At 74.0% G+C, this 11,392-nt stretch carries 10 protein-coding genes; 3 read left to right on the forward strand and 7 right to left on the reverse strand.

The window, feature by feature from the left end; translation table 11 throughout:
• Nucleotides 1-86: 86 nt before the first annotated feature.
• Nucleotides 87-683 (reverse strand): HD domain-containing protein, encoded by a 597-nt coding sequence (locus BJ981_RS27785; protein ID WP_184615269.1) that lies wholly within the window; start codon nt 681-683, stop codon nt 87-89.
• 390 nt (nt 684-1,073) lie between these two features.
• Between BJ981_RS27785 and BJ981_RS39435 the strand changes: the two genes are divergently transcribed.
• A complete protein-coding gene (locus BJ981_RS39435; RefSeq protein WP_184615271.1) occupies nt 1,074-1,901 on the forward strand; it encodes a hypothetical protein in 828 nt (275 codons plus the stop codon).
• Between the two features lie 82 nt (nt 1,902-1,983).
• Here BJ981_RS39435 and BJ981_RS27795 read toward each other — a convergent pair whose 3' ends face one another.
• Together BJ981_RS27795 and BJ981_RS27800 are read right to left on the reverse strand one after the other, a co-directional pair.
• Nucleotides 1,984-3,552, reverse strand: a complete 1,569-nt coding sequence (locus BJ981_RS27795; RefSeq protein WP_184615274.1) for an SIP domain-containing protein — start codon at nt 3,550-3,552, stop codon at nt 1,984-1,986.
• 30 nt (nt 3,553-3,582) lie between these two features.
• A complete protein-coding gene (locus tag BJ981_RS27800; protein WP_184615276.1) occupies nt 3,583-4,917 on the reverse strand; it encodes a lysine N(6)-hydroxylase/L-ornithine N(5)-oxygenase family protein in 1,335 nt (444 codons plus the stop codon).
• A gap of 115 nt (nt 4,918-5,032) precedes the next feature.
• Between BJ981_RS27800 and BJ981_RS27805 the strand changes: the two genes are divergently transcribed.
• Nucleotides 5,033-5,980, forward strand: coding sequence for a methionyl-tRNA formyltransferase (locus BJ981_RS27805; protein WP_184615278.1), 948 nt, complete (start codon nt 5,033-5,035; stop codon nt 5,978-5,980).
• On the opposite strand, the gene BJ981_RS27810 is transcribed toward BJ981_RS27805, so the two are convergent.
• A complete protein-coding gene (locus BJ981_RS27810) occupies nt 5,964-7,199 on the reverse strand; it encodes an anhydro-N-acetylmuramic acid kinase (protein WP_184615280.1) in 1,236 nt (411 codons plus the stop codon). The genes BJ981_RS27805 and BJ981_RS27810 overlap by 17 nt on opposite strands.
• A gap of 220 nt (nt 7,200-7,419) precedes the next feature.
• Between BJ981_RS27810 and BJ981_RS27815 the strand changes: the two genes are divergently transcribed.
• A complete protein-coding gene (locus BJ981_RS27815) occupies nt 7,420-8,268 on the forward strand; it encodes an SDR family oxidoreductase (protein WP_239139420.1) in 849 nt (282 codons plus the stop codon).
• A 71-nt stretch (nt 8,269-8,339) separates the two neighbouring features.
• Here BJ981_RS27815 and BJ981_RS27820 read toward each other — a convergent pair whose 3' ends face one another.
• From BJ981_RS27820 to BJ981_RS27830, 3 genes are read right to left on the reverse strand one after another with little or no spacing between them, the layout of a single operon-like run.
• Nucleotides 8,340-9,134: an ABC transporter ATP-binding protein gene (locus BJ981_RS27820; RefSeq protein WP_184615282.1), complete on the reverse strand. Its 795-nt coding sequence runs from the start codon at nt 9,132-9,134 to the stop codon at nt 8,340-8,342.
• A gap of 3 nt (nt 9,135-9,137) precedes the next feature.
• Nucleotides 9,138-10,226: a FecCD family ABC transporter permease gene (locus tag BJ981_RS27825; protein ID WP_239139421.1), complete on the reverse strand. Its 1,089-nt coding sequence runs from the start codon at nt 10,224-10,226 to the stop codon at nt 9,138-9,140.
• Between the two features lie 3 nt (nt 10,227-10,229).
• Nucleotides 10,230-11,255, reverse strand: coding sequence for a FecCD family ABC transporter permease (locus tag BJ981_RS27830; protein ID WP_184615284.1), 1,026 nt, complete (start codon nt 11,253-11,255; stop codon nt 10,230-10,232).
• Nucleotides 11,256-11,392 lie beyond the last annotated feature (137 nt).

Here is an 11,392-nt window from a genome sequence, read left to right on the forward strand (position 1 = left end):
CGGCCCCGGCCGCCAAGCGGCGCCGGGCGGGTGACCGAAAAGACCCCCGCGACACCCGCCCGGCGCGGAACCTCCCGCCCCCGGGATCAGACCACGGCGTGCCCGTGAGCGGCGGCGAGCGGCGCGAGGTCGGGCAGGCCGAAGTCCTCGCACATCGCCTTGAACGCCACGACCTTGTCCTCGCCGAAGCGGCGGACGCGGGCGGCGTAGGCCGGGGCGGACACGAACGTCGGCGGGACGCTTTTGCTGTGGAACTTGTCCGCGTACATGATGAGTCGTTCCTCCGGCGTCTCGGCCGTATAGTCGCCGGGCGGCAACGGCAGGTTCTGCGCCCGCACGTCCTCGCGGGTGATGCCGACCCCGGTGTGACGCGAGCAGAAGCGGCAGATCGCCTCAGGCAGCCCCTCCGCGCGCAGCAGTTCCTCCCCGAGGATCCCGTGGCGTACATATTCGGCGTGGTCGAGCCGCCCGTCCGCGCCGTACAGCCGGTACACCCCGATGTCGTGCAACAGCGCCCCGGCCCGGACCAGCTCCATGTCCACGTCGAGTCCGGCGTGGACGGCGACCTGTGCGGCGATCTCCGAGACGATCAGCCCGTGCGTGTACACGGCGTCGAACGCCGCGCGCGAGGGCGCGTGCCGTTCGTGCAGCGAGCGAATCTCACCGGGCGGCGGAATCTTCATGCCGGGAAGCCTAGCGAGCGGGCCGATTGACGGACCCGGGTGGCGACTTCGTACGTCTAATGTCAAAAGCCGCATTTTTCTTTGCCGCCCGGAGCCTGGGATGACCAGGAGATAAGGCCGTCGCCGCCCGCACGGCGCGGACGCGCGGGGCATGGGCGCGGGGGAAGCGGGCAGTCATTCGCGGTCCCCTCGATCTGGGGCGAAAGGGAGGAGGGCCATGAACGTGTTCGAGGGGGCGGACCAGGACACCCCCCTCACACCGACCTGGTCACGGGTGGGGAGTCGATGCGATCGAACCGCATGGAGGACGTACTTATGCCGACCAACCCTGGAAAGCCGGACAAAGGACGAGACGAACAGGGTGGGCCGCACCGGCGTATCAACCGACCGATGATCTTCGCCGCCGCCGGCGTGCTCCTGGCGTCCGGCGGCGTGGGCGTGGCCTCGGCGGCGGCCTCGGCTCCCGAGCCGCCCGTGCCGCCGACGCCGACCGTCAGCGAGACCCCGACCGGGACGCCGACGCTCCCGACCGAGTCTCCCACGGGGATCCCGACCGACCTGCCGACGGGCACGCCCACGGCCGGTCCCACGGACCTCCCCACCCCGACCCCCACGGCGCCCTCCCCGGCGCCGAGCGTGCCGCGCCCCGGCGCGTGGGCGCTCAGCGGGGCGCCGCACGGGGAGATCGTCCTCGGCACGAAGGACCCCTGCGTCTTCGTGACCGTGCTCACCCAGACCGGCGAGGCCACCGCCGTGGCCGAGGACTCGATCACCGTCCGCAGCGGCGACGGCTTCGAGAAGGTCTACATCGTGGACGACACCACCAAGGTCTTCGCCGGTGGCCGTGACCGCGAGGTCAGGCAGGGCGACTGGCTGTCGGTGACCTCCGCGGCCGGTGTCGAGACGCCGACCGCGGCCTACGTCTACGACCTGTCCCGGCCCGTCAGGAACCTCTGGCGGGGCGACGACCGGTGGTACTCGCCCCAGTGGCAGTGGAGGCACGGCAAGCCCTCGAAGTGGCGCACGCCCAAGCCGTGCCCCACGCCGCCCGTCCCCACGCCCACCTCGTCGCCGAGCGTCCCGCCCGGGACCCCCACGGCGACGCCGACCGTCCCGCCGACCGACCTGCCGACGGACCTGCCCACGCAGACGGGTTCGCCGACCGGGTCGCCGACGGACGTGCCGACCACGCCCGCGCCGACTCCGACGACGCCCTGACCGGACGCCGGCGCCCCTGAGCAGCACGCGGGCGGCCGCGGCGGGCACCCTCCACCGCGGCCGCCCCGTCCCTCGGGACCCCTCAGGATCCCGCCCCGCGCTGATCGCGCGGGATGCTCCAGTACCCGAGCGCGCACACCTGGTCGCGCGGCACGCCCCGCTCGCGGGTCAGATGCCGGCGCAGGCTCTGGATCATCAGCGACTCGCCGCCCGCCCAGACCTGGCCCCGGCCCGGCGGCAGCTCCAGGCCGCGCACGACGTCCTCGACCGCCCGTCCCACGCCCGGCGCGCGCTCGCCCCGGTACACCCAGTGCACCTCCGGATGGGCCGCGTCCAGCGCCGCCCGCTCGGCCGCGTCCCGCACCTCGACCACCGCGATGTGGCGGCCGCCCGCCGGCAACGTCTCGGCGACGGCGGCGATCGAGGGCAGCGCGGTCTCGTCCCCGGCCAGCAGCGTCCAGGACGCGAACGGGTCGGCGGCCCAGTGCACGCGGGTGCCCGCGTAGCCGACGCGGTCGCCCGGCGCCGCGTGCCGCGCCCACCGTGAGGCCAGGGCCTCCTCCCCGTGGTCGAAGAAGTCGATCGTCACGAGCCCGGCCCGCGGGTCGTGACGGCGCACGGTGTAGTTGACCGCGTGCTGCGGCCCGGTGCCCGGCGGGAAGCGCCAGCGCCCGCGCTCGGGCAGGACGACCTCGGCGCCCGGCGCCGGCCACACCAGCGTGATGATCTCGCCGGGCTCCTCGACGGGCAGCGGGTCGCCGTCCACGCGCAGCACCATCCGCCGCATCAGCGGGGACAACCGCGTGACGGAGGCGACCTCCAGCATGCCGGTGGCCAGCGGGAACGCGCGCACCGGCGACCTCGGCCGCGACGCGCCGCCGGCCGCCGCCTCCTCCGCGCGGGGGCGGCGCGCCGTCAGCCGCACGGTGCGCGCGTCCAGCGCCCCGGCGGCGGCGAGCGCCCCGACCACGGCGTCGGCGAAACGGGGGCCGTCCCCGCCGAGCGCGCGCACCTGCGCGGCGACCGCCGCCCGGCACGCCTCCTCCTGGCCGGGCCCGTCGGTGACGCGCACGCCCTCGGCGAGCAGGACCTCCAGCCCCTCCGCCGCGAGGACGGCGCGCACCTCCTCCAGCGGGTGGGCGTGCGGCGCGAACGGGACCGCGGCGAGCCGGTCGCGCCACACCGGGTCCGCGGCGAGCGACCGCACGACGTCGCGCAGCGGGAAGCCCTCCGCCCGGGGCTGGGCGAAGCCCCACTGCAGGACCAGCAGCCCGCCCGGGCGCACCGCCCGCGCCATCGCCCGCACGGCGGCGCCCGCGTCGGCCACGGTGTGCAGCGCCCAGGAGGAGTGGACGATGTCGTAGCCGCCCTCGGCCAGCGGCGCGCCGGGGTCGCGGACCTCGGCCGTGACGGCGAGGCCCGCGCAGCGCGCCCGGGTCGCCGCCACCCACGCCGGGGAGGCGTCGCGCGCGGTGACGGTGAACTCGTCCTCGGCCATGGCCGCCGCCACCTCGCCCGAGCCGCACCCGACGTCGGCGAACGTCCCGCCGCTGTAGCGCTGGGCGCCCGCCTGCGCGAGGGCCTCCAAGGCGGTGTCGATCTCGGCCTCGGCGTACGCGCCGGGCGGCGGGGCGTGGAGCAGGTCGGTCACGAGCGGGCCTTTCGACGGTGACGTGCGGCGTCAGCGGGGCGGGGACAGGACGGAGGCCGTGGCGCGGTGCGCCAGCAGCGACTCGCGGATCTCCCCCGCGCGGATCGCCGTGGTCGACAGCAGCGTGGAGGAGATGCCGTGCGTGTGCTCGGTGCCTCCCTGCAGGTAGACCCCCGCGGTGACCGGGGGAGTCACCGCCACGCGGTGGTCGCGCCCGACGCGCACGCCGTCCTCCTCGTCGCGCAGGCACAGCTTGGCGGCCTCGCCGAGCAGCGCGGAGATGTCGGGGGAGCGGTAGCCGGTGGCGTGGACCAGCACGTCGACGGTCAGCACCTCGCGCTCGCCGGTGGGCAGGAACTCGACGGTGACCTCCAGGCCCGCGCCGGTCTCCCGCACCTCGCGGATGCGCGAGATGTTGAGCATGCGCAGCCGCTCGCGGCCCTGCACCTTCTCGCGGTAGCTGGTGGCGTACAGGGCCTCGATCAGCTCCATGTCGACCACCGAGTAGTTGGTGCCGCGGTGGTAGTCGAACAGCGACCGCTTCACCTGGGGCGGGGAGTTGAAGTAGACGTCCACCGCCTCGGGGTCGAAGATGCGGTTGGCGAAGGGGCTGTCGTCGGCCGGGGTGTAGCCGTACTTGGCGAACACCGCGCACACCTCGGCGTCGCCGAACGTGCGGTGCAGGTATTCGACGGCCTCGGCCGCGCTCTGCCCGGCGCCGAGCACCAGCGCCCGCCGTACCGGGGCGCCGCCCGCGACCAGCGCGGCCACCCGGGGGACCAGCTCGCTGTTGTGGAAGACGCGGTCGGACAGCACGGTGCCCGGCGGCAGGTGCGGTTCCATGCCGACGGCCAGGCAGACGTTGCGGGCGCGGCGCACGACCGTGCGGCCGTCGCCGCCGCGGCCGACCACGTCGAACCAGGCGATCTCGCCGCCGGGCGAGGGCACCGGTTCGATCGCGAGCACCTCGCAGGAGTACTCGACGAGGTGGTCCACCCGGGCGGCGGCCCACTCGAAGTAGTCGTGGAACTCGGCCCGCAGCGGGAACAGGGTCTTCTGGTTGAGGAAGTCGACGAGCCTGCCGCGTTCGCGCAGGTAGCACAGGAAGCTGTAGTCACTGGACGGGTCGCGCAGGGTGACCAGGTCCTTCAGGAACGAGACCTGCATCGTCGCGTCGTCGATGAGCATGCCGCGATGCCAGCCGAAGCTCGGCTGCCTCTCCAGGAACCCTGCCCGCAGGCGGTCCGCCGCGCCGGCCTTCGCGTTGTGCTCGTCGAGTGCTATGGCCAGTGCCAGGTTGGACGGCCCGAATCCCACTCCGAGGATGTCGTAGACGACGTCCGGCCCGCTGGGCAGTGCGTTCACCGCGGCATCTCCTCCTTTTTCGCCAGGGACATGCTAGATAAGGTTAGCCTTACCTTGCAATCATGAGGTTAGGCTAACCTTCTTTGTCGCCGTGGTCTCGAGAGGGGAACCATTTATGCGGGTCGTCATGTTCGGGTACCAGACCTGGGGCCATCGCACGCTGCAGGCCCTGATCGAGTCCGGTCACGAGGTGACCCTCGTCGTCACCCACCCCAAGAGCGACCACGCCTACGAGAAGATCTGGGACGACTCCGTCGCCGAGCTCGCCGCCAAGCACGGCGTGCCCGTCCTGCTGCGCCGCCGCCCCGGCGACGCCGAACTGCTCAAGGCCGTGCGGGACGCCGCGCCCGACATCATCGTCGCCAACAACTGGCGCACCTGGCTCCCGCCGGAGCTCTTCGACCTGCCGCCGCACGGCACGCTCAACGTCCACGACTCGCTGCTGCCGGCGTACGCGGGCTTCTCGCCCATCATCTGGGCCCTCATCAACGGAGAGCAGGAGGTCGGCGTCACCGCGCACCGCATGAACGCCGGCCTGGACGCCGGGGACATCGTGCTCCAGCGCGCCGTGACGGTCCGGCCGCACGACACCGCGACCGACCTGTTCCACCGCACCGTCGACCTCATCGGCCCGGTCGTGCGCGAATCGCTCGACCTCATCGCCTCCGGCCGGGCCCGCTGGACGCCGCAGGACCGCGCCCGGGCGAGCTTCTTCCACAAGCGCTCCGTCGAGGACGGCCGCATCGACTGGACCTGGCCCGCCGAACGGCTGGAGCGCCTCGTCCGCGCCCAGTCCGACCCCTACCCCAACGCGTACACCTACCACGACGGCCGCCGGCTCCGCATCGTCGCCGCCGCCGTCTCCGAGGCCCGGTACGGCGGCACCCCCGGCCGCGTGTTCATCCGCGAGGGCGACGGCGTGGTGATCGTCGCGGGCGCCGACGCCCACACCGGCCGCCTGCCCGGCCTGCTCGTCCGGCGCGTGCGCACCGACGACGGCGCCGAGCACACCGCGGCCGACTACTTCACCACCATGGGCGGCTACCTCACCGCCCACCCGTGAAACGGTCCGCGCGGCGGCGGTCGTCCTCCTCGCCGCGTGCGGGGACCTCGCCGGTCAGTGTCAGGGCCCGGGGAGGCTCCCGAAGCGGGGCCGGCAGGACGAGCGGTCCCGAACCCGGGGTGAGGCTGCCGAGGACGCGCGGGCCGCGCGCTCCGGTGCCGGAGGGCACGGTTCCCGGCAGGCCATGGGCGGTGTGCCAGCCGATGAGGGCGAAGGCGATGGCCTCCTTGGCGTCGGCCGGCGCGCCGTAGTCGTCGGAGAAGGCGACGGTCACCCCCGCGCACGCGCGGCGCAGGCCGTCCATCAGCACGGGGTTGTGGCAGCCGCCACCGGAGACGACGAGCAGGCCGGCGCCGGCCGCCCTCACCGCGCGGGCGACGGTGCGCACGGTGAGCTCGGTGAGGGTCGCCACGAGGTCGGCGTCGGCGGGCCGCGTGCCCGCCTTCGCCATCGCCTCCTCGACGTAGGCGGCGTGGAAGAGTTCCTTGCCGGTGCTCTTGGGGGCGGGCAGCCGATAGAACGGGTCGTCGAGCAGGACCGCGAGGAGGCGTTCGTCGACCGTCCCGGAGGCGGCGATGCGCCCGTCCCGGTCGAACCCGCACGCGTTCAGCCCCCGGCCCGCGATGACGGCGTCGATGAGGGCGTTGCCCGGTCCGATGTCGTAGGCGAGCGGATCGTCCGGGCCGCGCACCAGCGTCATGTTCGCGATGCCCCCCACGTTGAGCACGGCGGCGGTCCCCGGGTACCCGGCGAGCAGCAGGACGTCGAGCAGGCAGACCAGCGGGGCGCCGTGCCCGCCGGCCGTGATGTCGCGCACGCGCACATCCGACAGCACGGGCGTCCCCGTGCGCTCGGCGATCCAGGCGGGGGCGCCGATCTGCAACGTGCCCCGGGCACGCGGGCCCTCGACCCAGTGGAAGACGGTCTGACCGTGCGAGACGATCAGATCCACCGGCCCGGCCCGCTCGATCGCCGTGCCGGCGGCCTCGGCGAAGCTCTGCCCGATCAGCGTGTCCAGCTCGCACACCTCGGCCAGCGTGACCGCCGCCGGCGGAAGCGCCCTGACCAGCCGCGCGCGCAGCTCGGACGGGTAGGGGAGGACCGCCGTGTACTCGACCACCCCGGCCAGCGTGCCCCCGGCGTAGTCCGGGTCGAAGTCGACCAGGCCCACGTCGATGCCGTCATGGGAGGTGCCGGAAATCATGCCGAGGACTCTCATGCCCGCTCCCCGAGTACGCCCACAGGCAGCCTACCGCCGCCACGCCTCCCGGCTCGGTGCGGCCGTCCGGCGGCCGGGAATGCCGATAACGACGGTTCCTGGTACCGTCGGTGTCGGAAGGTGCAGCGCTCGCTCGTTCGCGAGCACGTCGGGACATCCGGCTGGCACGGCAGCCTGAGCACAGGCTGTCTCGATCTCTCAGTGGAGAGTGTGTCCTGCCATGTCCACAGACATGATTCTGATCACCGGAGGCCGCGGCGCCGTCGCCGCCGAGCTGCTCGCCCTGCTGCTTCAGGCCGGTCGCCCGGTACGCGTGGCCTCCAGGAACCCCGCAGGGGTGAAGGCGCCCGACGGCGTCACGGCCGTCACCTGCGACCTCGCCGACCCCGCGACCTTCCCGGCCGCCCTCTCCGGCGTCACCGAGGTCTTCCTGTACGCCGAGGCCTCGCACATCGCCGAGTTCGCCGGCGCCGCCGTCACGGCCGGCGTCGAACACGTCGTCCTGCTGTCCTCCGCCGCCGTGCTGAATCCCGGCGCGGACGGCGACCCGCTGGCCAGGTCCCATCTCGACGTCGAGAACGCGCTGCTCGCCTCGCCTCTCACCACCACGCTGCTGCGCCCCGGCTCCTTCGCCGGGAACGCGAGCGCCTGGGTCTGGCCCATCACGGCCGGGCGCCCGGTGCGGCTGCCCTACCCGGGCTCGCACACCGACCCCATCCACGAACGGGACATCGCCGACGTGGCCTTCACCGTGCTCACCGACCCACGCCACCAGGGCCGTCACCTGCACCTGACCGGCCCGGAGAGCCTCACGTTCCGCGAACAGCTCGCACGACTGGCGGAGGTCACCGGCCGGCCGATCGCCGTGGAGCACGTCACCCGGGAGGAATGGAAGAGGGATATGGCCGACTACATCCCCGGTCGTTACGCGGACGCCCTGCTCGACCACTGGCAGGCCAATGACGGCCGTCCGGTGCCCCTCACCGGCACCGTCGAGCAGGTCACCGGGCACGCTCCGCGGACCTTCGCCACCTGGGCCCGCGACCACGCCGCGACCTTCACCGGGTAGCCGCGGACGCGGGACGTCCGGACCGGGCACGTCCGCGCCGGCGTGCCCGGGACCCGGCCGGGACCGAGGGCCTAGGCGTCGTGGTGGCGGCCCTTCGGGATCACCAGGGGAGTGGCGCTGATCGGGTCGGTGGTGACCTCGCAGCGCAGGCCGAAGATGTCCTCGACCGTGGACGCGGTGACGACGTCGCCGGGCGTGCCCTCGGTGACGATCCTGCCGGACTTCATGGCGATCATGTGGTCGGCGTACCGGCAGGCCTGGTTGAGGTCGTGCAGCACCATGACGATGGTCCGGCCCTCGCGCCGGTTCAGGTCGGTGATGAGGTCCAGCACGTCGATCTGGTGCGCCAGGTCCAGGTACGTCGTCGGCTCGTCGAGCAGCAGCACCTGGGTGCCCTGCGCCACCGCCATGGCGATCCAGGCGCGCTGCCGCTGGCCGCCCGACAGTTCGTCCACCGGGCGGTGGGCCAGCGCCGTCAGCCCGGTGGCGGCGAGCGCGCCGTGCACGGCCTGCTCGTCGGCCGCCGACCACTGCCGCCACCACGTCTGGTACGGCGACCGGCCCCGGCCGACCAGGTCGATGACGGTCAGCCCCTCGGGCGCGACCGGCGTCTGCGGCAGGATGCCGAGGCGCTGGGCCAGCTCGCGGGTCGGGATCGACCGCAACGCCCGGCCGTCCAGCCGCACCGCGCCCTCCAGGGGCGCGAGCAGCCGGGCCAGCGCCCGCAGCAGCGTCGACTTGCCGCAGGCGTTGGCGCCCACGATGGCCGTGATGCGCCCCGGCGGGATCGCCACGTCCAGGCCGTCGACCACCATGCGGTCGCCGTACGCCAGGCGCAGGCCGCTCGCCCGCAGGTCCGGATCCATGGTTCAGCCTCCTGACCCCGCGCGGTTGACGCGGATGAGCAGCCAGAGCAGGACGGGCGCCCCGAGGACGCCGGTGACGACGCCGACGGGAAGCTCGGTGCCGGGGATGAGCATGCGGGCGGCGAGGTCGCCGCCGAGCACCACCAGGGCGCCGGTCAGCGCCGAGGCGACCGGGGGAGGGTGGGCGGCCCCGGCCAGCCGCTGGGCGATCTGCGGCGCGGCCAGCGCCACGAACGCGATCGGCCCCGCCGCGGCGGTCGCGAACGCCACCAGCCCCACGCCGGTCAGCATCAGGCCGAGCCGCACGGCCTGGACGCGGGTGCCGAGCGCGGCGGCCACGTCGTCGCCGAGCTGCAGGGTGCGCAGCAGACGGCCGAGGACCAGCGTCGCGGGCACCAGCACGGCGACGGCGACGGCCAGCGGGACCGCGTCCTCGAACGAACGGCCGTTGAGGTTGCCCACCAGCCAGCCGAGCGCCGCCTGCGCCTGGAACCGCCCGCCCCGCGCCACCAGGAAGTCGGTGGCGCTGGTGCAGATCCACGACAGGCCGATGCCGACGAGGATGATGCGGTAGCCGGTCGTGCCGCGCCGCCAGGCCAGCAGGTAGACGAGCAGCGCGGTGGCGAGCGCGCCGGTCAGGCCGAGCGCCTGCACGCCGACGCCGGCGTCCCAGCCGAGCACGATGCCCGCGACCACGGCCGTCCCCGCGCCCTCGGTCAGGCCGATCATGTCGGGGGAGGCCAGCGGGTTGCGGGTCATCGTCTGGAACAGGGCGCCCGACACGGCGAAGGCGACGCCCGCGAGCAGCCCGACCAGGGCGCGCGGCAGCCGCAGCTCCCTGACGACCAGCAGCGTCCCGGGGTCGCCCTGGCCCACCAGGGCCTTCATCACGGCGGTCAGCCCGATGGGGACGTCGCCCATCGAGACGCCCCAGCAGAACACCAGGAACGTCGCGGCCAGCAGCGCCGCGCACACCGCGACGAGGCGGGGGCGCAGGACGCCGGAGACGGGCGGGACGGTGAGACGGAAGTGCCGGCGCATGGGGACGGCCGCCGTGTCGCCGGGCCGGGTCCCGCCGGAGGTGCGGACCACGGCTCAGACCTCCGCGAGCTTGCGGCGGCGGACCATGGCGATGAAGAACGGCCCGCCGAGGAACGCGATGAGCACCCCGGCCTGGATCTCCACCGGGCGCGCGACCATGCGCCCGGTGATGTCCGCGGCCAGCAGCAGGCAGGGGGCGAGCATCGCCGACAGCGGGAGCAGCCAGCGGTGGTCCGGCCCTATCCCGGCACGTTCCGCGAGCGCGCGGGCGGCGTGCGGGATGACCAGGCCGAGGAAGACCACCGGGCCGATGACCGACACCGTGGCGCCGGTCAGCAGCGTGACCGCGGCCACGCCCTGGAGGCGGATCAGCCCGAGGCGGCGGCCCAGCGAGGCGGCCACGTCGTCCCCGAGCGCGAGGCTGTTCAGCGCGGGCGCGCACGCCATGGCCAGCAGCGCGCCCGCGGCCACGAACGGCAGCACCCGCAGCACCGTCTCGCCTCCCTGGTCGGCGAGCGACCCCGCCGACCAGAAGCGGTAGCGGTTCAGCGCCTCGGGGGCGGTCAGGACGATGGCGCTGGTCAGCGAGGTGAGCAGCGACGTCATCGCGATGCCCGCGAGCGCCAGCTTGACCGGCGTCAGCCCCGAGCGTCCCATCCTGCCGAGCAGGAACACCACGACGCCCGCGGCGAAGGCGCCGGCGAAGGCGAACCAGATGTACCCGAGCAGCGATCCGAGGCCGAGCACGGCGACCGAGAACACGATCGCGAACGCGGCGCCTGCGCTGACGCCGAGCACGCCGGGGTCGGCGAGCGGGTTGCGGGTGAGGGCCTGCATGAGCGCGCCCGCCAGGCCGAGTGCCGCGCCGGCGGTCACCCCGAGCGCCGTGCGCGGCACGCGGACCGTCCAGACGACGTTGTCGACGAGACGGCTGTCGGGGTGTCCGGCGAGGGCGCGCAGCACCTGGTCCAGGGGGATCCCCCGCGCGCCGAGCGCGATGGACAGCAGGCACAGGACGAGCAGGACGGCACCGAGCAGCACCAGGAGGAACGCGGGCCGTAGCCCTTGGGCGCGGGTCACCGCGATGTCTCCACTGTGACTTCCTTAAGCGGGGCATACCTGATCTCCGCTCGGAAAACCATGCGCCCCAGGGATGTGACTTAGGTAAACCTTACCTTAGTATGTGGCCGGTCACGGCTAGATCTCGGCCTTGATTC

It is taken from the genome of Sphaerisporangium krabiense, from assembly GCF_014200435.1.
GTDB lineage: Bacteria > Actinomycetota > Actinomycetes > Streptosporangiales > Streptosporangiaceae > Sphaerisporangium > Sphaerisporangium krabiense.